Annotated in this window: 22 protein-coding genes; 10 read left to right on the forward strand and 12 right to left on the reverse strand. The window is 45.9% G+C overall.

Translation table 11 applies throughout. The annotated features are described in order from the left end of the window. Positions 1–76 precede the first annotated feature (76 nt). A complete protein-coding gene (locus ACPEPR_RS08595; protein ID WP_423562303.1) occupies positions 77–994 on the reverse strand; it encodes a LysR family transcriptional regulator in 918 nt (305 codons plus the stop codon). Between the two features lie 94 nt (positions 995–1,088). On the opposite strand from ACPEPR_RS08595, the gene ACPEPR_RS08600 reads away from it, so the two are divergent. The 6 genes from ACPEPR_RS08600 to ACPEPR_RS08625 all read left to right on the forward strand — a co-directional run bounded on the left by ACPEPR_RS08600 (position 1,089) and on the right by ACPEPR_RS08625 (position 6,499). After that, positions 1,089–2,330 (forward strand): acyl-CoA dehydrogenase family protein, encoded by a 1,242-nt coding sequence (locus tag ACPEPR_RS08600; protein ID WP_423562304.1) that lies wholly within the window; start codon positions 1,089–1,091, stop codon positions 2,328–2,330. Between the two features lie 91 nt (positions 2,331–2,421). Continuing rightward, entirely contained in the window at positions 2,422–3,543 is a 1,122-nt protein-coding gene (locus ACPEPR_RS08605) for a phosphotransferase family protein (RefSeq protein WP_171431878.1), read from the forward strand. After that, positions 3,540–4,238: a histidine phosphatase family protein gene (locus ACPEPR_RS08610; RefSeq protein WP_016658073.1), complete on the forward strand. Its 699-nt coding sequence runs from the start codon at positions 3,540–3,542 to the stop codon at positions 4,236–4,238. Before ACPEPR_RS08605 ends, ACPEPR_RS08610 begins: the two co-directional genes overlap by 4 nt. A 15-nt stretch (positions 4,239–4,253) precedes the next feature. Beyond that, positions 4,254–4,997, forward strand: coding sequence for an SDR family oxidoreductase (locus ACPEPR_RS08615; RefSeq protein WP_016658074.1), 744 nt, complete (start codon positions 4,254–4,256; stop codon positions 4,995–4,997). A 167-nt stretch (positions 4,998–5,164) separates the two neighbouring features. Further along, on the forward strand, positions 5,165–5,893 hold the full coding sequence (locus ACPEPR_RS08620) for an SGNH/GDSL hydrolase family protein (RefSeq protein ID WP_423562305.1): 729 nt from the start codon (positions 5,165–5,167) through the stop codon (positions 5,891–5,893). A 15-nt stretch (positions 5,894–5,908) separates the two neighbouring features. Continuing rightward, entirely contained in the window at positions 5,909–6,499 is a 591-nt protein-coding gene (locus tag ACPEPR_RS08625) for a uracil-DNA glycosylase family protein (protein ID WP_423562336.1), read from the forward strand. Here the strand turns inward: ACPEPR_RS08625 and ACPEPR_RS08630 are convergent. The 3 genes from ACPEPR_RS08630 to ACPEPR_RS08640 form a co-directional block, all read right to left on the reverse strand. Next, positions 6,496–7,005 carry a pyridoxamine 5'-phosphate oxidase family protein gene (locus ACPEPR_RS08630; protein ID WP_205778862.1) on the reverse strand — a complete coding sequence of 170 codons (510 nt, stop codon included), beginning with the start codon at positions 7,003–7,005 and terminating at the stop codon, positions 6,496–6,498. The two genes, ACPEPR_RS08625 and ACPEPR_RS08630, sit on opposite strands and share 4 nt — an antisense overlap. Before the next feature lie 196 nt (positions 7,006–7,201). Next, positions 7,202–7,639: a hypothetical protein gene (locus tag ACPEPR_RS08635; protein WP_005178205.1), complete on the reverse strand. Its 438-nt coding sequence runs from the start codon at positions 7,637–7,639 to the stop codon at positions 7,202–7,204. A gap of 195 nt (positions 7,640–7,834) precedes the next feature. Continuing rightward, complete coding sequence (locus ACPEPR_RS08640) at positions 7,835–9,403, reverse strand: phospholipase D family protein (protein WP_423562306.1); 1,569 nt, start codon at positions 9,401–9,403, stop codon at positions 7,835–7,837. A gap of 123 nt (positions 9,404–9,526) precedes the next feature. On the opposite strand from ACPEPR_RS08640, the gene ACPEPR_RS08645 reads away from it, so the two are divergent. Both ACPEPR_RS08645 and ACPEPR_RS08650 read left to right on the forward strand, forming a co-directional pair. After that, a complete protein-coding gene (locus ACPEPR_RS08645) occupies positions 9,527–10,642 on the forward strand; it encodes an S-(hydroxymethyl)glutathione dehydrogenase/class III alcohol dehydrogenase (protein ID WP_016658079.1) in 1,116 nt (371 codons plus the stop codon). A 313-nt stretch (positions 10,643–10,955) separates the two neighbouring features. Continuing rightward, complete coding sequence (locus tag ACPEPR_RS08650) at positions 10,956–13,064, forward strand: EAL domain-containing protein (protein ID WP_423562307.1); 2,109 nt, start codon at positions 10,956–10,958, stop codon at positions 13,062–13,064. A gap of 73 nt (positions 13,065–13,137) precedes the next feature. On the opposite strand, the gene ACPEPR_RS08655 is transcribed toward ACPEPR_RS08650, so the two are convergent. The 3 genes from ACPEPR_RS08655 to hppD form a co-directional block, all read right to left on the reverse strand. Beyond that, entirely contained in the window at positions 13,138–14,358 is a 1,221-nt protein-coding gene (locus ACPEPR_RS08655; RefSeq protein ID WP_423562308.1) for an aromatic amino acid transaminase, read from the reverse strand. 14 nt (positions 14,359–14,372) lie between these two features. Further along, complete coding sequence (locus tag ACPEPR_RS08660; protein WP_423562309.1) at positions 14,373–15,755, reverse strand: amino acid permease; 1,383 nt, start codon at positions 15,753–15,755, stop codon at positions 14,373–14,375. Between the two features lie 151 nt (positions 15,756–15,906). Then, positions 15,907–16,965 carry a 4-hydroxyphenylpyruvate dioxygenase gene (gene hppD, locus ACPEPR_RS08665; RefSeq protein ID WP_411684307.1) on the reverse strand — a complete coding sequence of 353 codons (1,059 nt, stop codon included), beginning with the start codon at positions 16,963–16,965 and terminating at the stop codon, positions 15,907–15,909. An 874-nt stretch (positions 16,966–17,839) separates the two neighbouring features. Here hppD and ACPEPR_RS08670 point away from each other — a divergent pair. Beyond that, positions 17,840–18,895 carry a 3-deoxy-7-phosphoheptulonate synthase gene (locus ACPEPR_RS08670; protein WP_104488899.1) on the forward strand — a complete coding sequence of 352 codons (1,056 nt, stop codon included), beginning with the start codon at positions 17,840–17,842 and terminating at the stop codon, positions 18,893–18,895. A 253-nt stretch (positions 18,896–19,148) separates the two neighbouring features. Then, positions 19,149–20,342, forward strand: coding sequence for a PilT/PilU family type 4a pilus ATPase (locus ACPEPR_RS08675; RefSeq protein ID WP_045794791.1), 1,194 nt, complete (start codon positions 19,149–19,151; stop codon positions 20,340–20,342). A 58-nt stretch (positions 20,343–20,400) separates the two neighbouring features. Here the strand turns inward: ACPEPR_RS08675 and ACPEPR_RS08680 are convergent, their stop codons facing one another. The 5 genes from ACPEPR_RS08680 to ACPEPR_RS08700 all read right to left on the reverse strand — a co-directional run bounded on the left by ACPEPR_RS08680 (position 20,401) and on the right by ACPEPR_RS08700 (position 25,717). After that, a complete protein-coding gene (locus tag ACPEPR_RS08680; RefSeq protein WP_160241281.1) occupies positions 20,401–21,582 on the reverse strand; it encodes an MFS transporter in 1,182 nt (393 codons plus the stop codon). 255 nt (positions 21,583–21,837) lie between these two features. Then, positions 21,838–22,212 (reverse strand): glycine cleavage system protein GcvH, encoded by a 375-nt coding sequence (gene gcvH, locus ACPEPR_RS08685; protein ID WP_005178176.1) that lies wholly within the window; start codon positions 22,210–22,212, stop codon positions 21,838–21,840. A gap of 68 nt (positions 22,213–22,280) precedes the next feature. Beyond that, positions 22,281–23,309 (reverse strand): helix-turn-helix transcriptional regulator, encoded by a 1,029-nt coding sequence (locus ACPEPR_RS08690; protein ID WP_005178175.1) that lies wholly within the window; start codon positions 23,307–23,309, stop codon positions 22,281–22,283. Between the two features lie 103 nt (positions 23,310–23,412). Next, positions 23,413–23,862, reverse strand: a complete 450-nt coding sequence (locus ACPEPR_RS08695; protein ID WP_016658087.1) for a MaoC family dehydratase — start codon at positions 23,860–23,862, stop codon at positions 23,413–23,415. A gap of 1 nt (position 23,863) precedes the next feature. After that, positions 23,864–25,717, reverse strand: coding sequence for an ABC transporter ATP-binding protein (locus tag ACPEPR_RS08700; RefSeq protein WP_005178171.1), 1,854 nt, complete (start codon positions 25,715–25,717; stop codon positions 23,864–23,866). Position 25,718: the final 1 nt, after the last annotated feature.

Consider the following 25,718-nt stretch of genomic DNA (forward strand, 5'->3'; position numbering starts at 1 on the left):
CTAAATAGCCTAAGTAAATTTTCTGACCTCATTTAAAATAGCCTAAGCATAATTAAGATTAATCTACTGAAATAGCCTAAGCAAAAATTTTAGAAATCTCCGCTCTTAAAAATGCATGACGTGCATTCTCCTGCATCTCCTTATACCAGAACATCCCCAAATCAATTTGCGGCAGGTCGACAGGCGATTCAAAAATATGCAGCTTCGGGTCAATATGTAAATGTCGCAAAATACTTTCCGGAATAGTCAGTATCGCGGTGTCATGCTGCGCCAGAATTTGCAGGGCAGTGGAATAATGCTGACAGCGTAATAATAGGGTTCGAGACAGCTGATTGCGCTTTAAATAAATATCTTCCAGCAGCAGGCCACTACGGCGTGAAGAAACACCAATATGCGGCGCAGACAAATATAATTCTTTATCTATGGATGAACGCTGGCTACAGACCACGAAACGGTCTTGGACCAGCGCCTGAAACTGGATTTTATCGCTTAGCTTGTGTTCCAGATCAATCACAAAATCAATTTGCTGGGTGGCCAGATCATTAATCATGGTTTTACGGTCCAGTTTGCTGCTTAGAAACTGAATTTCCAGATTCAGTTGCTGAAAATGCTGCACCAGTTTGGGAAAAATAATCGGTTCAATTTCATCATGAATGGCAATTTTCAGGGTATGTACCATCGCCGGTTCAAACTGCTGTTTTTGCCGGGCAATATGCTGAATAGACAGCAGCGCAGTTTTAATAGTCGGATAAATCTGCTCGGCAAACGGCGTTGGTAACATCTGATGGCCGGTGCGAATAAACAGATCATCCTGTAACTGTAACCTAAGCCTTTGTAAAGCGTGACTGGTCGCCGACTGGCTGATACATAAGAGCTGCGCCGCTTTGGAAATATTTTTTTGTTCAAAAATCGCAATAAACAGCGGGTATAAATTAATATCAATACGATGAAAAGTACCCAGATCCATTGGGCTATTATTATGAATATTGTGCATAGTGCTTAATTCAATAAAATCATTTCATGCATAATAATTTTTAGGTTAAGGTGTTGTAAAGCCAATATAACAACAGATTGAGGAAGCTACAGTCATGTTTGAATTGTCAGCACGCGCACAGGATTATCTCGAAAGAACCCAACAGTTTATTCAAACAGAAATTGAACCAATTGAGGCCGACTTTTGGCAGCAGGTGCATGAACTGAATCAGGGCGGTGACTGGACGCAATGGCAGTGGCCGGCGCAATTAGAAAGTTTAAAAGCCAAAGCCAAAGCCGCGGGACTGTGGAATATGTTTTTGCCTTGTCCTAATTTGGGCCAGGGCCTGTCAGTGCAGGAATATGCACATATTGCCGAATTGTCTGGCCGTAGCCTGATTGCCCCGACCGTATTTAACTGTAACGCGCCAGATAGCGGCAACATGGAAGTGTTATGGCGTTATGGTTCAGAACAGCAAAAACAGCAATGGCTGATGCCGCTGCTTGAAGGCAAAATCCGCTCGGTGTTTTGTATGACTGAACCGGCAGTCGCTTCTTCTGATGCGACCAATATGCAGGCCACGGCGGTGGTAGATGGTAATGAGATTGTCCTGAACGGGCGTAAATGGTGGTCATCGGGTCTGGGCGATCCGAATGCCAAAATCATTATTTTTATGGCGCATACCCCGGACGAAAGCAAAGACCGTCATCATCAACATTCGATGGTGCTGGTCCCGGTCGATACTGCAGGGGTGAAAATTGAACGTATGTTACCGGTGTTTGGCGATTATGATGCGCCGCATGGCCATGGTGAAGTCAGCTTTGACAATGTCCGCGTGCCAGTGGCCAATTTTATTGGCGGTGCCGGCCAAGGTTTTGAAATTGCCCAGGGCCGTTTAGGACCCGGCCGTATTCATCACTGTATGCGTTGTATCGGTGCGGCAGAAAAATCACTGGAACTGATGATTGACCGCGGCATGAACCGGACTGCCTTTGGCAAGGAAATCCTGAAACTCGGTGGCAATTTGGAGCGTGTGGCCGAAGCGCGTGTGGCAATTGATCAGGCACGCCTGTTAACACTTTATACTGCCTATAAAATGGATACTTTAGGCAATATGGCCGCCTTAACAGAAATTTCTGCCATTAAAGTAGTGGCGCCAAGCGTGCTGGAAAAAGTGGTGGATATGGCCATGCAAATCCACGGCGGTGCCGGGCTGTCCCGCGATACGCCATTGACCGGTTTCTTTGCCCAGGCACGTGCCTTACGTTTGGCCGATGGTCCCGATGAAGTGCATAAAGGCATGATTGCCAAACTGGAACTGGCCAAACGCGGTTACAGTACCCGTCGTAAAAAATAAGTGGCAAAACACCAGAAACAGTGTGGGTCTTTACAGCTGAAAATGCTCTAATAGGGCAAGACCTAAAAAAGTGAAAAATTAGGAAAATAACATGTCAGTGATTGATGTTGGCGGTCAGGTTCGTGAAGGCGAGGAACTGGATATTCAGGCAGTAAGCCAATGGTTAAAGGCACAAGGGGTTGATGTTCAGGAACCCGTGGAAGTGACCCAATATTCAGGTGGTGCCTCTAACTGGACCTATCGTCTGAACTATCGTAATGCCGATTTAATTTTACGTCGTCCACCCAAAGGCACCAAAGCCAAATCTGCGCATGACATGGCGCGTGAATATCATGTACAAAAAAATCTGGCGCCGTTTTATCCGGTGTTACCACAGATGGTGGCGCTGTGTCAGGATGAATCGGTGATTGGCTGTGATTTTTATATCATGCAGCGCGTGGAAGGCATTATCCCGCGGGCCAAACTGCCGCCAGAACTGAACTTTGATGAAAACCAGGTTCAGGAACTGTGCATTAATGTGATTGATAAATTAATCGAGCTGCATCAGGTGCCGTATCAGGGCACTGAACTGGAAAAACTCGGTAAAGGTGAGGGCTATTGCCGTCGTCAGGTGGAAGGCTGGGACAGCCGTTATGAAAAAGCCAAAACCCTGAATGTGCCGTCATTTAAATATGTACGTAAATGGCTGCACGAGAATATTCCGGCAGATTCCACCACCTGCATTATTCACAATGACTGGCGTTTTGATAATGTGATTTTAAATCCGCAGCATCCAACCGAAGTGATTGGCGTGCTGGACTGGGAAATGGCAACTCTGGGCGATCCGCTGATGGATCTTGGTTCCGCTTTGGCCTACTGGGTAGAAGAAACCGATAACCAGATTTTTAAAGCCACCCGCCGTCAGCCGACCCATTTAAAAGGCATGTTCACCCGTAAACAGGTGGTCGATTACTATCTGGAAAAAACCGGCCTGCAACCGGAAAACTGGACCTTCTATGAAGTGTTCGGGATTTTCCGTCTGGCGGTGATCGCCCAGCAGATTTACTACCGTTATTATCATAAACAGACCAATAATCCGGCCTTTAAAGATTTCTGGATTGTGATTCATGCCTTGCACATCCGTGCCTTAAAACTGATTGGGCTGCAAAAAATTGAAGCCAATGAGCTGGCACAAAAATATATGGCCAAATTTAAGGAGCTGCTGCCGAAATGACGACCATTTATTTAATCCGTCATGGCCAGGCTTCTTTTGGTGCAGAAAGCTATGACCAGCTTTCGCCGAATGGGGAATTGCAGGCCAAACTGCTGGGGCAGTATTTTGACAACATCTTAAAAGAAGAACCCTATGTGGTGGCCGGCTCCATGCAGCGCCATCAGCAGACTGCACAGATCGCTCTGGCCGAATGTTTCCCTGAAGCTCATCTGGTCACCAATCCGGACTGGAACGAGTTTAATCATCAGCAGGTGTTTGCCCAATACGAACCGCGCTTTAATGAACCGCATTTATTAAAGGCCGATGTAGCCAAAGAGCTTAATCCGCGGGCGTATCTGGCAAAAATTTTTGAAGGTGCCATTGAACGCTGGACTGGCGGTGAATATCACCATGAATATGAAGAATCCTGGCCGCATTTCAAGGCCCGGGTCGAAACCGCCTTGCAAAACCTGTGTGATGAACTGGCCCAAACCAAACCGCGTTACGCGATTGTGTTTACTTCGGGCGGCGTCATTTCGGTTGTTGCTGGAAAAATTCTGGAACTGAATCCTAACCGGACTTTTGCACTGAACTGGGCCATCGCCAATACCAGCATGACCACTTTGCGTCTGGTTGGTAATGAGCCACAACTGTTAAGTCTGAATGAACATCATTTTATAAAAGCACAACATCCAGAATTATTAACTTGGATTTAATCAAGGAATAGACAGATGACCAAAACAATTTTAATTACCGGCGCAAGTTCCGGCATTGGTGCCGGTATGGCCCGCGAATTTGCGCAAAAAGGCTATAACCTGGCCATTTGTGCGCGTCGTATGGAACGTCTGGAAAGCTTAAAACAGGAACTGGAAAGCAAGTACGGCGTGAGCGTGGCCGCAAAAACCTTAGATGTGACCAATTATGATCAGGTATTTGAGGTGTTTCGTGCTTTTAAGGAAGAACTGGGCACGATTGACCGGATTATTGTCAATGCCGGGGTTGGTGAAGGCCGCCGGATCGGCAAAGGCAATTTTGCGATTAACCGCGCCACGGTTGAAACCAACTTTATTTCAGCGCTGGCGCAATGTGAAGCTGCGGTAGAAATTTTCCGTGCCCAAAACTCTGGCCATCTGGTGATGATTTCTTCCATGAGCGCAATGCGTGGTATGCCAAAACATCTGACTGCGTATGGCGCCAGTAAAGCCGGCGTTGCGCATCTGGCTGAAGGCATTCGCGCCGAACTGATTGATACGCCAATTAAAGTTACCACCATTTTCCCGGGGTATATCCGTACCGAAATTAACGAAGGCGCGAAAAAATTACCATTTGAAGTGGATGAGCAAACTGGTTCACGCTTACTGGCCGCAGAAATTGAAAAAGCACCGGTAAAAGCTTATGTGCCAAAATGGCCATGGTTGCCACTGGGCTTGGCCATGAAAGTCTTACCATTAAAACTAGTCAATAAACTCGGTTAATCCACATGTATATCAAGTGAAAAGTTCCATTTGGCGCTTTTCACTTTTTATTTTAAATGTTTGTTTTAAATATTTGAAAATTTAAAAATATTTCATAGAAAGACAAAAATACGGGGCTTATTTTGGTTAAAATAGGCCCGATTTTTTTGAAGATGATCGACAACGCGATGTTTCTGAAGCTTGCAACCTTGGGTTTAATTCCCGCCCTGATTATTCAAGGCCGCCGGGTCAAGAAAAATACCTTAAGACTGGCAGAGCCAGAAGGCGAACGTGAAGGCACGAGCGGTCAGGGACAGGCCTTATCCATTTTGATTCTGGGAGATTCAGCCGCTGCCGGCGTTGGCGTTAGCCATCAGGAAGATGCCTTGCTCGGCGCGATTCTGGCCGGACTCACTTCCGAATTTCAGGTCAGCTGGAAACTGCATGCCAAAACAGGCGATACTACAGGGCAGGTCATTCAAAGCGTTCAGCAGCTGGACACTGAAAAGTTTGATGTAGTGGTCACCTCGGTCGGGGTGAATGATGTCACCAAATTGATGCCAGCCGATATCTGGATTCAAAAACAGGCGCAGTTGTATCAACTGATTGCAGCTAAATTTCAGCCACAACTCATCCTTGCAGCAGGTGTACCACCGATGCAGCTTTTCCCGGCTTTACCGAATCCGCTGGCGTGGCTGTTTGGCCAATATGCCAAGCAGATGAACCGTGAACTGCATAAATTTATTCAAAAGCAGCCAAACATGGACTGGATTGAATATGACATTGCACAATATCAGCAGATGCAACTGGAAATGGCCGAAGATGGCTTTCATCCGAGTAAAGAAATTTATCAAATATGGGGCAAAGAAGTAACACTCAAAATTAAACAACGGCTTAAGATGAATAAAGTGAATTGAGTTTGCTGCCTTATGATTGATGATCTTGAAATTGAAACCCATCCCTTTGAGCCTTTTTTACCCTCCAATGCCAAACTGCTGATGATGGGCAGTTTTCCACCGCCCAAAAATCGCTGGAAAATGGAATTTTATTATCCGAATTATCAGAATGATATGTGGCGGATTTTTGGTATCTGCTTTTTTCAGGATAAAAACTATTTTTTAGACCTGCCGAATAAAAACTTTCAGCTCGAACTGATTCAAAACTTTTTAAAAGATACCGGTATTGCGCTGTTTGATACCGCCTACCGGATCAGCCGTTTAAAGGGCAATGCTTCAGATAAATTTCTGCATATTCACACCCCGACCGATTTAAATCGGCTGCTCCAGCAAATGCCGCTGTGCCAGTACATTATGACCACGGGTGATAAAGCCACTGATACCTTGATGGAATCAATACCGGAAGGCACGCCGAAACCGGTAATTGGCCAATCTTCACAGGCGATCTTTGCTGGTCGAGAGCTGCATTTATACCGTATGCCATCTTCATCTCGCGCCTATCCCTTAGCGGTGGAGAAAAAGGCTGAACTTTATTGCGGTCTGTTTAAGGATGTCGGCCTGCTTTAAAAAAGAGAGGATGTCTTTGGCATCATTGATGGATATTCTACCCATCTAAACGCATGAATATGCACCTCCCGAACCTGGGTGAAATCCGACCAGATCAGCTTGCTGCCGCGTGTCCATTTTAACGGCGCAATTCTGCGGTGTACCTGATTCATTTCCCCGGCAGTGGCCGGGCGTAACTCACCAATTTCAGCATATAAACGCACACCCGGATAAGTGCGAAATTGACCTGACATCATTGATTTTAGCCAGAACCCGCGGCTACTGTTTACGGCCTGAATACAGGCCTGCGCATTATGTTTGAGATGCTGTTGCAGCGTGGCAGAGTAGGTATCAAAAAAGAAACCGGTGGGAGAGCTGTCGTTTAAAAATAAGGTTCCAATCGGGGTGATATTCGGGATACCTTCTGGACTCACACTGGCGATGGAGCAGTGCATACTGGCGCGCTGCGCCTGCGCAACCACTTGTCGTATTTGCCCCCAGGTTTGAGCATCCATATTCTTGTTCATTTTTATACTCATTTTATAGTTAAAACCAGCATAATAAAGACCAGAACTATTGTTATGCGTGAAAGCGCAACTGCATATTCATCATAAATTGGATTTAAAAATAGAACGAGAGGAAATCTGACGAGCACAGCTCAGAAAAGAGCGAAAAACTTCGCTCTTTTTTCATGTTTCAGCAGTAAAAGCAGAATAAAAGGACTTAAGCTCCGTATTCCACATAATCCCATAAATTCAGGCGGGCTTTAATTTCCTTGCGGATTTGCGGCAACATCGGTAATAAAGTGCCATCAATCCATAAGCTGAGGGCTTGGGCTGAGAGCGGTTGCTGTGCATCATCCACCAGTTGTGCACCTTTGACCATCACCAAGGTTTCCTGTTCAGCCGCAGTTTCTACACCCTTAAACAACACCTGCAATTCAAAACCGGTGTCCTGAATCAGCCATTCCAGTTCCAGCTGAATATTCTCATTCGATTGCAACACTACCTGACCTTCAAGCTGCTCCGAGTCGGACAGGCAATCATGTTCGACCCGCACTTTGGCCAGAAACCACTCTTGCTGGCCCAATTCATTCAGGGTTTTAGTCGGGCTGAGAATATCACTTAATTTAAATTGACGGCTTAAATCAAAAAATTGCATGGGGAGAGATCTAAAAAAGAAGAAAAATAAAGCGTGAATTTTAAAGTAATGTAGCAGGAGAGTAAAACCTTCTGGCGATAAATACGAAGTGAGAGATCACACAATCTCTCCGGGTATCGGGTTTGCTGCAAACCCATAGAGCAACTCGTATTCAATTATCTTGGTCAATGTATATTTACTGTAATGTGGATGTCATTATATCATCCACTCGATTGGGACATGGGTCATTAAATTCATCACAAAACGCTGGAAACTGGTGGTTTCCGGATCAACCTTGTGCTGAATCACTGAACCATCTTTTTGATAATCCAGCCAGATAATCTGTCCTTTCTCATCCAACCTTAGTTCATAGGCAATTTGCGGCAGGTACTGATTCAATGAATCTGAAATTTCATCCTGGAGTTCATCAGATTCCAGCACCAGCCCGACTTCGGTATTTAAAAAAGCCGAGCGCGGATCAAAATTAAAAGAGCCAATAAATACCTTGCCATCAATATCAAAGAATTTGGCATGCAGGCTGGAAGCACTGCGGCCTTTGGCTGGAATCACGTTACCGGTAATAATTTCATACCAGGTACGTTCTTCGCGCTGAATATAACGCTTGAACTCATACAGTCGAATGCCACTGGCCAATAGCTGCGGCCGGTATTGCTGATAGAAGGCATGTACAATCGGTACATCATTGGCCATATACGAGTTGGTCAAAACCCGGATATCAATGCCGTTTTCTGCCAGACGGCTCATATAATCCGTACCGCGTTGAGTCGGAATAAAATAGGCAGATACCAGTTCCAGATGCTGATCGGGCGTGCCCATAATTTGGATCATCTGATGGTAAATCATCTCTTCATCTTTGGCTTTGCCCTGGATTTTTTCTGGCGGGTCAGCCACAAAATGCGCTTTGGCCCAATGATAGGAACGCTGTTTTAAATACTGCGCCACCTGTTGCTCGGCAAAACTGATCCGACGTTGCACCTCCTGTTCATCCAGTTGCTGGCTGGCATATTTTTCCCGCAGCAAGGTCAAGCTATTACGATGGTATTTATTGCTGTTCTGGTCCATCAGCTGGACCAGATTAAAACTCAGTTCATGGTTCCAGAAAGCACCGAAATTATCGTTGGCTTTTTTGACCGCATTACCGGCAAAGAGAATATCTACATCGGTAAACTGAAAGTCATCACTGGCATCAAAATATTCCCGGCTGATATTGCGGCCACCGGTCACGGCAATCGCGCCATCGGCAATAATCAGTTTGTTGTGCATGCGGTGATTCACTGCCTGCATCCGGAAGGCATAATCCAGTGCCCGAAAATGACGGAATTTATAAGGATTAAACAGGCGAATTTTAAAGTTCGGATGATGGCTGAGTGCCAGCAAGGTATCGTCCAGTTGGGTGCCATTCTGGTCATCAATCAGTAACCGGACCTGTACCCCGCGGTCGGCGGCTTTGAGTAATTCGGCCAGCACTAAATGACCAATTTCGTCATCGGTCCAGATGTAATATTGCAGGTCTAAATGATGTTTGGCGTTATGAATTAAATGTAAACGTGAAGCAATACTGATAAATCCGTCATACAGCGGTAAATAGGCGGTTTGTCCGCGTTGTAGTTGTGCCTGTGCCTCTGGTCGCGGCATCCAGTGTTCAAAATCTGGTTCAATTGGCGCATCCTGCGCAGCATAGTTCTGTTCAAGCGAATTACAACCGGTACATGCCAGAATCAGACAGCACAACCAGATCATGTTGTAATATTTTAATGGCATCATTTTTATGAAGTAGATTTTTACTGATTCATATAGATTATCATGATGTTATAGGTTGAATCTGTTGATAAAAAGCGGTTACTGTAAGACATCTGTTAAAGACGTATCAAAAGGATGATCAATTTCATGAAATCAAGAGCTGCGGTCGCATTTGGTCCGGGTCAACCCCTTGAAATTGTAGAAATAGACGTGGCTCCGCCAAAAGCTGGAGAAGTCTTGGTTAAAATTAGTCATACCGGTGTATGTCATACGGATGCCTTTACCTTGTCAGGTGATGATCCTGAAGGGGTGTTTCCAGCCGTGTTGGGTCATGAAGGCGCGGGTGTGGTGGTGGAAGTCGGTGAAGGCGTGACCAGTCTCAAGCCGGGTGATCATGTGATTCCACTATATACCGCGGAATGTGGTGAATGTCTGTTCTGTCAATCGGGCAAAACTAACCTGTGCGTGGCGGTGCGTGCTACCCAAGGTAAAGGTTTGATGCCAGATGGTACCACCCGTTTTTCGTATAATGGTCAGCCCATTTATCATTACATGGGCTGTTCAACTTTCAGTGAATATACTGTGGTGGCCGAAGTGTCACTGGCCAAAATTAACCCGGAAGCCAACCATGAACAGGTGTGCTTGTTGGGCTGTGGTGTAACCACCGGTATTGGCGCGGTGCATAACACTGCCAAAGTGCAGGAAGGTGACAGCGTTGCCGTGTTTGGTTTAGGCGGGATTGGTCTGGCCGTGGTGCAAGGTGCGCGTCAGGCCAAAGCCGGCCGTATTATTGCAATTGATACCAACCCGGAAAAATTTGAACTGGCCAAACAGTTTGGTGCGACTGACTGCATTAACCCGAATGATTATGAGCGCCCAATTCAGGAAGTGATTGTTGAAATGACCGGTTGGGGTGTTGATCATTCCTTTGAATGTATCGGCAATGTCAACGTCATGCGTTCCGCGCTGGAATGTGCCCATCGTGGCTGGGGCCAATCGGTGATTATTGGTGTGGCTGGTGCCGGTAAAGAAATCTCGACTCGCCCATTCCAATTGGTGACGGGCCGTAAATGGATGGGCACTGCATTTGGTGGCGTTAAAGGCCGTTCACAATTACCAGGCATGGTCGAGCAGGCCATGAAAGGTGATATTCAGCTGGAGCCTTTTGTTACCCATACCATGCCGTTAGAACAGATTAATGAAGCATTTGACTTAATGCATGAAGGTAAATCAATTCGTAGTGTAATTCATTTCGAGTCGTAATGACCTTATCTAAAAAACACCGGGCTTAGACCCGGTGTTTTTTTGTATCTGCACTCACAGAAACCATCACAACTGATATCTTTTTTCTATCAAAATTGCCCAGTCTCGCTACAAAGTAGAACTAGGCTGCATGCTTAAAGTCAGGAATATGCACAGAAAATTGTATATTTTTAAGCCATTTTAATTACAAAAAGAATATACAAAAACTGGGTATTTTTATTTACCGTGGGTTAAAAATAATTTTTATAGCTCTTATAATACATATTTGTATAGAAGTGTGATCTTATTGGTACTATAACTCGGAAAATGCGATATGAGTCATATTAAGCTGCTTAAGGTATTAAAAGACAAGTCCAAACAGGTCACGCCTAAACTTGAGAAATCTCCTTTTCAGAAAGACTTTATTCGCGCCATTGAAATGATGCCACAACTGATTTGGGTTAGTTCAGCCGGACATCATCTATATAATTCTAATTTTAAACAGTATCTTGCTTCAGATGAGCAAAGCCTGACTGCTCAAAGCTGGCTGAATGCCATTCACCCGGAAGATGCCGAGCATCTGTGTTTTTTATGGGAAAGTGCGCAAAAAAGTGGTCAGAGTTTTGAAAAAGAATGCCGGATTCGGGATCGCCAGCAGCGCTATCACTGGTTTTTGTTAATTGCCCGAAATTCGCAGCAGCTCGAGGGTTGTGACCAGTGGATGATCAGCTGTACCAATATTCATGACAGTGCGGTGAAATATCGGGAAACCAAAGATAGCTTACGTGCCCACACCCATATGCTGGATGTCAGTGTTGACTGTATCAAGATTGTCAAACCGGATGGCTCACTGTCGCATATGAACCGTTCAGGTTGCCAGGCCTTGCTAGGCAAAGAGCGGGAAAAGAACTTCGGCATGAAATGGCTTGACCTGTTACCACCCGAAGCTCGTGAAAAAGGTCAGCAGGCCATTCGTGAGGCGATTAAAGGCAAAAATTCCCATTTCCCGGGTATGAGCATTAATCAGGATGAAGTGAAATACTGGGACAATATGCTGACCCCAGTGCTGAACGAACACGGCGAAACCACCAGTATTTTATGTGTGTCGCGTGATGTGACCTTGCAAAAAATTGCCGAAGATAAATTAAGACTCAGCAGTGAAGTCGATGATCTGACCAAGCTGATTAACCGCCGAACTTTCCGGAAAAAAACCAAACAGGCAATTCAGGTCGCCAAAGAAACCCGCACATTGGTCGGGGTCATGCTGATTGACCTGGATCATTTTAAAAATATTAACGATACCCTGGGCCATCAGGCCGGCGATCATTTATTAAAAGTATTGTCCAAACGCTTTCAAAAATATATTTCAGAACAGGTCAGTATTGCGCGCCTGGGTGGTGATGAGTTTGCCGTGGTGGTGCATTCGGTTGAAAATGAACAGCAGCTGATTGAACTGGCCAAGAAGTTTGCCAAACTGCTGGATGCACCCATTACCTATAGCGGCCGGGTCATTAACTGCGGCATGAGCATTGGCTGTTCGATGTATCCCAAAGATGCCAGAGAAATTCCCGAACTGATGAAATGTGCCGATACCGCGCTGAATGACCTGAAAGCCGGTGGCCGAGGTGGCATCCGCATGTTTGATCATTCTATGCTGGCGGCGGTCCAGAGCAAGGCAGAGCAGTTGCAGACTGCACGCATGATTATTCGTGAACAGCGGATTGTACCGTTTTATCAGCCGAAAGTGTGTATTGAAACCGGTGAGCTGATTGGCTTTGAGGCTTTATTACGCTGGCAGGATGCACAGCAGCGTTACCGTTATCCGAAAGAGCTGCTAGAAGCCTTTAGCGATTATGAGCTGACTACAAAAATCAGTGAATTGATGCAGCAGGCCATTTTTAGTGATTTGCAAAGCTGGATCAAACAGGGCTTACAGACGGTGCCGGTGTCAATTAATGCCTCGCCGGTGGAATTGATGCGCGATAACTACGCAGAAGTGCTGTTAAAACGGATGCAGCATTATCAGATTCCGGCACAATTAATTGAAATTGAAATTACCGAGCAATCACTGGCCGAGCGTGGCTCTGAATGTGTGATTCGTACCATCCATAAACTGAAACAGGCCGGTATTCGCATTTCGCTGGATGATTTTGGCACCGGACATTCCTCCTTAACCCATTTACGTGATTATCCGGTAGATAGCCTGAAAATTGACTGTGATTTCGTGAATCGGATCAATAGTGATAAATCAATTCAGGCCATTGTCGAAGCGATTATCAAACTGGGGCCGGTTTTATCCTTGGATATTATTGCCGAAGGCATTGAAACCAAGGAGCAGTTTGAAACCCTGAAACAGTTTGGCTGCCATTTTGGTCAGGGCTATTTATTTAGCAATGCTGTCAATCAGCTTGAAGCCAAGCAGATGTTAAAAGCCGCTTCATAATCTTCAAATTTCTACGATATAAAAATATAAAAACGGGCACATGGCCCGTTTTTATTTGCGAGGGAACAGAGGTTTAAGCAGTGAGAGCAGTATCACTATGCTGTAATACCTGTGCCATGGCATGTGCCACTGCATCGACATTGTTCTGGTTTAGTCCTGCCACACACATCCGGCCACTACGCACCAGATAAATACCAAACTCCTGCTTGAGCTGATCGACTTGGGCTGCACTCAAGCCAGTATAGCTGAACATGCCGCGCTGCCGGGTCAGATAGTCAAAAGATTGCCCCGGTAAGGCAAGTTCGAGCTGCTGTTTTAAACGCTCACGCATCTGTTGAATGCGCTCACGCATTTCGGTCAGTTCGTCCTGCCAGCTTTGGTACAGCGTCGGCGTGTGTAACACATGCTGAATCAGCATCGCGCCGCTAGTCGGCGGGCTGGAATAAATCCGGCGTACGGTGGCTTTCAGCTGGCCTAACACGCTTTGGGCGGTGGTGGCATCATCACAGACCGCACTTAAGCTGCCAACCCGTTCGCCATATAAAGAGAAAATTTTGGAAAATGAATGGCTGACCAGAAAATTCAGGCCGGCCCTGTCCATCGCCCGGATGGCATAAGCATCTGCGTGAAAATCTTCGGCGAAGCCCTGATAGGCCATATCCAAGAGCGGAATTAGCTGCTTCTGCGCCAGTAGCTCAATCAGCTGATCCCACTGCGCTGGCAATAAGTCGGCACCGGTCGGGTTATGACAGCAGGGATGCAGCAGAACAATACTTTGCGCCGGCAGCTGTTGCAGGCAATCCAGCATGGCAGCAAAGTTCACCTGACCGCTATGCGGATCAAAATACGGATATTCATGACAGCGAATGCCGGCGCCCTGGAAAATCGCAATATGGTTATCCCAAGTCGGGCGGCTGACCCATAATTCAGAGGCCGGGAAATAGCGTTTTAAGAAATCTGCCGCCACTTTTAGCGCACCCGAACCACCCAGCGTTTGTAAGGTCACTACACGACCGGCCTGACAAGCCGGACTATCTTCGCCAAAAATTAGTGCTTGGACGGCGCTGTTATAAGCCGGCATACCTTGCATTGGCAGGTACAGTTTGACCTTCTGCTGCTCGGCATTTAGGTCCTGATAAGCCTGCTGGATGGCACGCAACTGCGGAACCTGCTGGGCCTCGTTATAATACAGCCCGATACTGAGATTAACTTTATGCGGACGCGGATCATGCTGGAATTCTTCCATCAGGGACAGAATCGGATCGCCGGCATAGGTATCGACATGTTGAAACATACAATCTTCCTGAATTAATAGCTTTTGGCTTTGATGAGCGCAGGATCGCGCGCCAGTTTTTTCTGTTTAAGGTAATAGGCCAGCGATAACAGGCCAATCCATACCGGCAGCAGACCGACTGCAATACGCATCGATGGGGTCTGGCTCATAATCACCAAGATACCGAGCATAAAGGCAATACACAGGTAATTGGTAAACGGATAGGCAATACTTGGGAACAGGGTTTGCTGTTGCTGCGCCAGCATCTGACGTTTAAATTTCAGATGGGTATAGGAAATCACCACCCAGTTAATCACAATGGCTGCCACCACCAGCATCATCAACAGGCTGAACGCCGTTTCCGGGAACAGGTAATTCAGCAGCACACAGAGCAGGGTGAAAAAGGCCGAAACCATCACCGCATTTACCGGAATACCGCGTGAATTGATTTTGCTTAAAAACTTCGGCGCATTGCCTTGTTCCGCAAGACCTAAAAGCATACGGCTGGTACAGTAGTTGGTGCTGTTATAGACCGACACCGCAGCAGTCAAGATCACGAAATTAAATACTGTGGCAACGCCTTGACTGCCTAAGGAGTCAAACATCATCACGAACGGGCTGCCGCCTTGTGCCATCTGGTTCCATGGATATAAGGCCAGAATAATCAGCAGGGTTAAAATGTAGAATAATAAAACCCGGTATACGATCTGATTGACCGCTTTCGGTAAGGTCTTTTTCGGGTTGTCAGTTTCTGCTGCGGCAATACCGACCAGCTCAATACCGCCAAAGGCAAACATGATCATGGCCATTGCCATCACCAGGCCCATCACACCATTGGGGAAAAAGCCGCCAAGTTCCCATAAATTGCTTAAATGCGCCTGTGGACCGCCCGTTCCTGAGGCCAGCAGATAGCTCCCAAACGCAATCATGGCGACAATCGCCAGCACTTTAATAATCGCCAGCCAGAATTCCATTTCGCCGAACAGTTTGACATGCAGCAGGTTAATCACATTAATAAAAATAAAGAAGCCCAGCGCCGAGACCCAGGTCGGGATTTCCGGCCACCAGTAATGGATATACAGGCCAATGGCACTCAGTTCGGCCATGCAGACCAGCACATTCAGTACCCAGTAATTCCAGCCCGACATAAAGCCGGCAAACTTGCCCCAGTATTTATAGGCAAAATGACTAAAAGAACCACTGACCGGTTCTTCGACTATCATTTCACCCAATTGACGCATCATTAAAAATGCAATCAGGCCAGCAATGGCATAACCCAGAATGACCGACGGGCCGGCCAGTTTAATGGTCTGGGAGATGCCGAGGAATAATCCGGTGCCAATTGAGCCACCGAGGGCAATGAGCTGGATATGCCGGTTGCTCAAGCCCTTATGTAGTTTGCCATCATGTTGTTGCATCTTTTATCATCCATGTAAAATCGACATCACTGTGTTGTTATTGTTTTGGCGCAGGTGATGTGATTGCTGAAATTTAAACATGCGTCGCCCCTGACACATGCCAAATCGCATGTGCAAGAGCGGCGTTGTCGGGATTTAGAACACCTGAAAATCAGGCAGAGACGTCAAGCACGCCACGTTTAATCTGGTCGCGCTCAATCGATTCGAACAGGGCTTTGAAGTTTCCTTCGCCAAAGCCATCATCTGCTTTACGTTGAATAAATTCGAAGAACACCGGGCCAATCATATTTTCCGAGAAAATCTGTAGCAGCAGGCGCTTTTCACCATCTTTGGTATTGCCATCCAGTAAAATGCCACGCTGTTGCAGCTCTACAGTCGGTTCGCCATGTTCCGGTAAACGTTCTGCCAGCATTTCATAATAGGTTGCCGGTGGTGGGGTCATAAACTTGGCACCCATGGCTTTGAGCTTGTCCCAGGTCGCCAGTAAGTCATCGGTTGAGAAGGCAATATGCTGAATGCCTTCGCCGTTAAATTCTGACAGGAACTCGGCAATTTGTCCGTTGCCTTTGTCCGAGTCTTCATTCAGTGGAATACGGATTTTGCCATCTGGTGCAGTCAGCGCTTTTGAGGTCAAACCAGTGTATTCACCTTTAATATCGAAGTAGCGGATTTCCTGGAAATTAAAGATTTTTTCATAGAAATTGGCCCAGTACTGCATCCGGCCTTTGTAGACATTATGGGTTAAATGGTCAATTTCTTTTAAACCAGTACCCACCGGGCGCGGATCAACACCTTCAAAGAACTCGAAATCCTGCTGATAAATATCGCAGTCGACCAGAAAGATTGGTGAGCCACCAATGCCTTTAATCGCTGGAATATTCAGTTCCATAGGACCAATCACGTTTTTGATTGGTTCGGCACCGAGTTCGAGCGCTTTCTGATAGGCACGGGTTGCATTTTTGGTCTTAAAGCCCATGGCACAGGCCGATGGACCATGTTCATTAAAGAAATACGATGCATAGGATTCTGGCTGATAGTTCAGAATGATATTGATGTCGCCCTGACGCCATAAGTAGACATTTTTGGATTTGTGCTTAGCCACTTGGGTAAAACCGAGCGTTTGAAAAACTGAATCCAGAGCGCCATTTTCCGAGACAAACTCAATAAATTCAAATCCGCATAGCTCTAAAGGGTTAGCTAAGTTGTGCATGTTCCATCCTCATGTATGGTGAGCAATCCAATTGCTTCACTTGTTGTTTTTGCAGGAATTTCCTGAAATCAGGGAGTTCCAGATGAAAATATCTTAGCAAGAGTTAATCTTTGTTCAATACGTAATATGATTACGCATTTCGTAACTTATAACTCAAATCAGGCTTAATGATAAATTAAAGTAATGATATTTATAAAATATTGTTTTGTGTTTTATTGGTGAATAGGAAGAAATATAATTGTAACTTTTTGTAAATGATGATGGGTGGGCTATGATTTTTAATGAATTAGTTAATGATTTTAAAAGGTTTTTAATGGTGGTGTTTTGACTGTAAATATCCAATAGAAGGTAATTTTAATGCGGATAATTTTTTATCCAAAAGTAATTTGAGTCTTTCGACGTGCTTTAACCCGGAAGATAGGAGATCAATTGGAGGAAAGCTGTGTTTTGCTAAATGTGAAAGGAAATCCGGAAGAATGCTAAAAAACATCCAGAAAACTATTGTCAAAGCTGGAAATAGCGCGTATTTTATTTTTCAGACACATACTTTTTTGAAGAAATAAAGATGTTAAAGCAACCTGTAATCTCAAACGCATACTATTACTTCTGGCAGTTTAGATAATTGCCTGAACGCGTTCGGGCAAAATAAGGTTGCCCACCAGTTGATACCTGATCGGCAACCCTGATCAGGTTTTTTTATATCTTGAATTTAATCAATCTTTTGGAGATTCTCATGCGTACATTTAACTATTCATACTTTAGCAACTTTTATTGGTTTTACTTTAGTCAAGCTATGACCAACCTGACCTGTATTAGACCCATATCGCTCAAATAAAAGTTCGGACTGTCAAACCACAGTCCAAAGGAAGAATCAATGAACGCTTTAAATACTGCATTACAACAATCCTCAGCCAAAGAAACAATTTTAAGCTTACCTTATCAGCTCAAGGCGCAATTGCCGCTTTCTGGCGCGTTGGCACAGCAAATTGCCGAGCAGCGTCAAACCATTCAGAATATTCTTAACGGTACCGATTCACGTTTGCTGGTGATTACCGGCCCATGCTCCATCCATGATCCTGCGGCAGCACTGGAATACGCACAAAAATTACAACAACTGCAAAGCCAGGTGGCAGACCAGATTTTCCTGGTAATGCGTGCCTATATCGAAAAACCGCGCACCACGGTTGGCTGGAAAGGCTTCTTATACGATCCAGAATTAAACGGTTCATCCAATATGCAATTGGGACTGGAAAAGTCACGTGAACTGTACTTGCAAATTATTGAAATGGGGCTGCCTATTGCCTCGGAAATTCTAAGCCCGATGGCAACGGCCTACTTTGACGATTTACTGGCCTGGGGTGCGATTGGCGCGCGTACCAGTGAATCTCAGATTCACCGTGAAATTTCTAGCCACATGCCGTACAGCATTGGCTTCAAAAATGGTACCGATGGTTCGGTACAAATTGCTTTAGACGCAATTCAATCGGCTTCACATCCGCATCAGTTCTTAGGCATGAGCCAGCAAGGTTTACCGTGTATTTTAGAATCACAGGGCAACCCGAAAGCACATCTGATTTTACGTGGCGCCAATGCTGGCCCGAACTACCAGCTGGCTGAAATTGAAAAAATCAAAGCCAAAGTCAAAGGCGAGATGCCAGCGCTGGTGATTGATTGCAGTCATGGCAACAGCAGTAAAAATCCGTTATTACAACCAGAGGTGTTAAAAACCATTGTGGCAGAGCGTGCACAGACTCAGGTTCGCGGTGTCATGCTGGAAAGTCATCTGGTCGATGGACAACAGAAAATCTCGGATCAGATGACCTATGGCCAGTCCGTGACCGATGGCTGTTTAGGCTGGAACAAGACTGAACAGTTACTGTTTCAGGTCGCACAAGAACTGGTCTTACGACCGTTAAAACGTAGTGCTTAAACTGCAATTGTATTGAATGAATAGCCCCTGAACCTCAGGGGCTTAATTTTTATCAGCACCTTAAAATTAAAATAGAAAAGTTTGATGAAATTGGCAGATTATCTTGAATTTTTTGAATAAGTTGAAATTTTTATTGATTGTGAAATCAGGATGATTGATGCAATATCGACAACATGCTCAGCGCTGCCAATCGGTTGAATACCGGCGCGTTGGGGTCAAAAATGATGACAGAACAGATAGTGAATAATTGATGATGTACAGTGCAGAATTACTCGAAGATGCGCGTAAGTTTATGTTTCATATGCTCAGCAAAGTGGTTGAGTTTGGGGGATCAGATTTATTTATTACCGCGGATTTTCCACCGAGCATTAAACATCAGGGCATGATGAAAGCGCTGGGACAACAGGCGCTGACCGCAGAAAAAACCAAGCTGTTTGCCTACAGCCTCATGAATGAAAAACAGCGTAGCGAGTTTGAAACTGATCTGGAATGCAACTTTGCCATTAGTGTGCCGGAGGTATCGCGTTTTCGGGTCAATGTGTTTCAACAGCAGCTGCATGTCGGGATGGTGATTCGAACCATTAGCGCGGAAATTCCAAACTTTAGCCAGCTGAAACTGCCGGAATCACTGAAGCATATTATTATGGAAAAGCGCGGTCTGGTGCTGGTGGTGGGGGGAACCGGTTCAGGTAAATCGACCTCTTTGGCGGCGATGATTGATCATCGTAATGAAAATTCAGCCGGGCATATTATTACCGTGGAAGACCCGGTGGAATATGTGCACAAGCATAAAAAGTCGATGATTACCCATCGTGAAGTCGGGGTCGACAGCCATTCCTGGCACAATGCGCTGAAAAATACCTTACGTCAGGCACCGGATGTGATTTTAATTGGCGAGATCCGCGACACCGAAACCATGGAACATGCGATTGCCTTTGCTGAAACCGGGCATTTATGTTTGGGCACCTTGCATGCCAATAACGCCAACCAGACGCTGGACCGGATTATCAACTTTTTCCCGGAAGAGCGCCGTAACCAGTTGCTGATGGATCTGTCGTCCAATATGAAGGCCATTATTTCCCAGCGTCTGGTGCGTACCGAAGATGGTAAAGGCCGCCGTGCGGCAGTCGAGATTATGCTGAATACGCCGCTGATTTCTGAACTGATTTTAAAAGGCCAGTTCCATGAGTTAAAGTCGATTATGGGCAAATCGCGTGAACTGGGCATGCAGACGTTTGATCAGGCTCTATTTGATTTGTATAACGAAGGCGCGATTTCCTATGAAGAAGCAATTCGTAATGCCGATTCGATGAATGAATTGCGCTTACAGATTAAATTGAAAAGTAACCGGCCAAGCGAAGCTTCGGCAGCTATGAGCTTTAGCATGCTGGAAGAGCCAAAACCGGAAGATGAAGATACGGAATCTGCTCCTCAACAGAGTGCTTAAGCTGCAATTTATCTAGCATCACTTAAAAAATAAAACGCCCAATTTGGGCGTTTTTTATTTAGGCCGTGGCTGGGTGATTAACCACAAACTTATAAAAGAGCAGACTCGACAACACCACCCCGGCACAGACCAGATAGGTGATACTATAGCCTTGCCAGCTAATCAGTAAGCCGACCAGTAGCGAACCGAGGGCAATGCCAATATCGTAGCAGGTGAAGAAAGTTGAGGTGGCATGGCCAATCCGCGATTTAGGCGCGCGCTGAATCGCCAAGGTTTGTAAACATGGTTGCAAGGTGCCGAATCCCATCCCAATAAAGATCGCAGAGACCATAAAACTGACCACACCCTGCATCTGGCTGAGCAATGCCAGACCTGCGGCAAACATTAAGATTGAAGGATAAATCACATAGCGCGGACCATAACGGTCATAAATTTTCCCGGTAATCGGGCGCAGGCTCATCATGGAAATAGCAAACACAATAAAGAACATGCTGGCATAACTGAGCAGGTCTTTTTCTTCGGCATAGGTGGAAATAAAAGACATGATGCTGGCATAGGAAAAGGCCACCAGCATCGCCATCACTGAAACCGTTAAGGCTTTTTTTTCCATAAAGTCATGCAGCGACAGCTTACGGCGAACAGTTTCAGCAGTCGCATTTTTTTCTGGCTCACGTAGCGGAATCATAAAACAGAAGGCAAAGCCCAGGCTGATAATCACCGCCAGCACAGTCGCGATAATGCTATAGGACCAGGTCTGGATTAAGGAAATACCCAGCAAAGGTCCGAGGACAATCCCTAAATTCACCGACATGACAAAATAGCCCATGCCTTCGCCTTTACGTTGCTCCGGAATAAAGTCATTGGCAATTGGTACGGTAACGGTGGTTAAAATACTGAACCAGATACCATGAATAAAACGGATGATCAGCAGCAGGGTCAGGTTGTCAGCAAAAATATAGGCAAAAGACAGCAGGCAGAACATGCTTTCGGACAGGAACAAGGTCTTTTTACGGCCCAGCTTTTCAATAATCAACCCGCTAAATGGCCGAACCAGAATAGAAGATACCATAAACAGGGTCATGGCCAGACCGGCCTGTGCCAGTGAACCGTTCAGCTCATTCAGGATATAAATTGGCAAAATGGTGGTCTGGGCAAAATAGAAAATAAACAGAAACAGGTTATTGGAAAAACACAGAAGAAAAGGTTTGTTCCATAAAGGCTGTGACGCGGTGTTTGACATATTAAACCTTTGTGCTGGGATCAATAGGGCGTTTGTTGTTGTGCTGATCTGCCGCTATTGGTACATGGGAGAGACAAGGCCTATCTTAAATTACTTTACGGTAAAAATATAGTATTACTATAATCTATGTTTATTTTAATGGTATTTATTAAATTTTATTAATTAAATTATCTTAATATGATATTTATTGCACTTAATTTGGCTTTTAAGCTAAAAAAATCAGCCCGTAGGCTGATCTTCTTGTAAGATTATTTTTTATAAACCGGCTTCATATTCGCTGCTTGAAAGCAGTTTTTCGACATCGGCCAGGTTGTCTGGCTTGATTTTATAAATCCAGCCTTTGCCATACGGCTCATCATTCACAAAATCCGGGTCATCTTCCAGCGCAGGGTTAATTTCAACCACTGTGCCGGATACTGGTGCGTGAATGTCAGACGCAGTTTTCACAGATTCCACCACGCCGGCCTGTTCACCCGCGGTCACTTGCTGGCCCACTTCAGGTGCTTCGACATAGACCAGATCGCCCAGTGCATCTTGAGCATGATCAGAAATACCTGTAACAACAAGATCACCTTCAATGCGTACCCATTCGTGTGTACGTGCATATTTCAGTTCTGAAGGGTGATTCATGATGACTCCTTAACTATTTAAATCATTTTTGGCATGTTTATACATGCTTTTGCAGAAAAACAAAAGTTTTATAAATACGGATCTTTACGCCAGTTGCTTGGACTGCGGCCACTCCAGCGCTTAAAGGCGCGGCTAAAATTGGCGACATCGCTATAACCCAGTTCATCGGCAATCTGTTCCAGGGTGTAATCGGTACGTGACAGCAGCGAGGTGGCATGCCGGTAACGGACTTCATCAACCAGGGTAGAAAAAGAGGTGCCTTCGGCTGCCAGCTGGCGTTTCAGGGTGCGATCTGACATATGCAGCTGGTCGGCGACATGCTCGATACTTAAATAATGCTGTTCGGAATTGGTCAGAATATCGCGCACGCGCATCGACAGGCGGCGCCGTTCACCCAAGGCAGAAAGTTCGGCTTCGCACTGGTTAATGGCAATCTGGCTGGCAATAGGATCGGCATGAATCATTTTCAGCCCCAAATACTGCTTGTCAAAACTCAAGATCAGATAGGGCTGGTCAAAACGGAAACTGTGATTCGGGAATTTGGCTGCATATTTTTCAAAGCCCAGCGGTTCCGGGAAATCAAAATCGACTTCACCAGAAAGATGCTCCATGCCGGTAATGGCTTTGGCCATGGTGATCATGCCAATAATCAGTGCAATCGCAATTTCGGTTCTGAGCGGTTCCAGATCAATTTCACCTTGCAGCTGCAGGGTGGCTTTTTCACCAAAGGTAGAGAAAAACAGCTGTAAAAAGGGCATCCGCAGCTGAATAAAGCGGTTGGCCAGCATTAAAGCATCACTAATATCATTGGCAGTCATAATCGCATAGCCGATAAAGCCATGAATCGAGATGCGCATTTGCGTGCCTAAATGATAGCCCAGCGTCGATTCACCGGTGAGATACAGCGCATGTTTGACCATGTCATTGGCCATGCTGGTCGGAATCCGAAAGTCAGGATCGGCCAGTTGTTCAGTGGTCAGATGGAAGGGAGCAAAAAAGGTTTCAGCGTTATATCCCCAACGGGAAACAACATCCAGAATAAGTAAGCCATAAACACCAGGAACACCCTGATCCTGACGCGGTAAAAGTGTTTTCATGCACGGTCCATTGCACTAATGAGTATTATTTTTTAAATTTGCTTGCCTATATTGGCATGAAAAAAACCGGAAAACTAGAAAAATTGTTTGACAAAATGACTGCTTAGGCCACCTGTGCATCCCGCCGGAACACCACAATTTTGGTGGTCGAAATCAGTAAAACTTCACCATGCTGGTTTAAGGCCTGTGTCACATAACTGACCAGACCACGGTCCAGCTTGGTTTTTGATGGACTGATGGCGGTAATTTCAACATCAACATGAATCAGGTCACCCGGACGGGTCGGACGCGGCCAGCGCAGACTGGATTCTGAACCAATCAGGCCATGTGCCACCGGAAAACATTCGGTCCATAAACGCATAGTTACCGCGGCAGTATGCCAGCCACTGGCGGCAATACCTTGAAATACCGGATGCTGCGCGGCTTGCTGCACATCGGTATGGAAAATTTGTGGGTCATACAGGTGGGCAAACTGCTGAATTTCTTCTAAAGTCATTTCGTAGTCACGACTGACAAAGTGATCACCCACCTTCAAATCTTCCAGATACAACATATCAGGTTCCTTGTTTTTGCTTTAATTGTTGTTGCTCAATCAGAAAGCCACCAGTTTGGCGTTGCCACAGCTGAGCGTAAATTCCGTTCAGTGCCACCAGTTCATCATGCGTGCCTTGTTCGGCAATCTGACCCTGATCCAGCACAATCAGGCGATCCATCTGCGCAATGGTCGATAAACGGTGAGCAATCGCAATAACGGTTTTACCTTGCATCAGTTCATCCAGACTGGACTGAATTGCGGCTTCAACTTCAGAATCCAGCGCACTGGTGGCTTCATCCAGAATTAAAATGGGCGCATCTTTTAAGAATACCCGGGCAATCGCAATCCGCTGACGTTGTCCGCCCGACAGTTTCACGCCGCGTTCACCTACATAGGCTTCATAACCGCGTTTGCCACGTAAATCGGTCAGCTGCGGAATAAATTCTTCAGCCTTGGCTTTGGCCACTGCAGCATACATCTCTTCATCGCTGGCATCAGGGCGGCCATATTTAATATTTTCAGCCACGGTACGATGCAGCAGCGACGTGTCCTGTGTTACCAGCGCGATATTCTTACGCAGGCTGTCCTGGGTGACATCGACAATATCCTGACCATCAATCAGAATCCGGCCCTGATTAATCTGATAAAAATGCAGTAACAGCTGGATGAGGGTCGATTTCCCGGCACCGGAACGTCCGACAATCCCGATTTTTTCACCCGGACGGATGGTCAGGTTAAACTGCTCAATTACGTTTTTGTCATTATAGGCAAAGCTGACATTTTCAAATTTGATTTCACCTTGCGCGACATTCAAGGTTTTGGCATCCGGTTTATCTTCAATTGTGATCGGGCGGCCGAGGGTTTTCATCCCGTCTTGAATGGTACCGACATTTTCAAACAGCGCCGAGGTTTGCCACATCATAAATTCAGCAATGCTGTTCAGCTTGAGAATCATGGCGGTGGTGGCGGCAATAATGCCGAGTTCTGCCTGGCCATTCATCCATAACCACAGCGCCGTACCCAGCACACCGACATACAGCACAACCGTCAGCAGGTTAATGCTGATTTCATACTGTGCGCCCAAACGCATCTGCTTATAGACCGTGACCATAAATTCCTGCATGGATTCTTTGGCATACTGGCTTTCGCGGCCGGCATGGGCAAACAGTTTCACGGTCTGGATGTTGGTATAGGCATCGGTCACGCGGCCGGTCATGACGGCGCGGGCATCAGCCTGGCTATTGGAGATTCTGCTTAAACGTGGAATAAAATAACTGGCTGCGGCAATAAACAGGCCCAGCCATACCAGCAACGGGATAATCAGCATAGGTGAAATGGCGCCTAACACCACGCTGATGGTAATAAAGTAAATCACCACATAGGCCAGCATATCGCCCAGAATAATCCAGAATTCTCGTACCGCCAGCGCTGTTTGCATGACTTTGGCCGATAGCCGCCCGGCAAAATCATTATGGAAAAAATCCAGACTTTGACGCAGCAGTAAGTTGTGAAAACGCCAGCGCAGGCGCATCGGGAAATTACTATATAAAATCTGATGTTTGATAATGGATTGCAAACTAGCAAAGAAAATATTGGCCAGCAGGATAAAAGTCAGAATAGTCAGATTGGTTTGATGTTCGGCCAGAAAGGTATCTGGCTGACTTTGACTGAGCCAGTTCACCAGCTCGCCAATTTTGGCATAGAGCAGGGCTTCAAAACTTGCCGCACCTGCGGTACACAGCACCAATAGCAATAAGTACGGACGAACACCGCGCGCGGCCTGCCAGACAAAAGGAAAAAAACGGGTAGGTAGTGGTTTATTTAAACCTTTGGTGGGGTATGGATTAACCAGGCTCTCGAACCACTTAAACATA

This window comes from Acinetobacter sp. AND/436, from assembly GCF_049546925.1.
Lineage (GTDB): Bacteria > Pseudomonadota > Gammaproteobacteria > Pseudomonadales > Moraxellaceae > Acinetobacter > Acinetobacter indicus.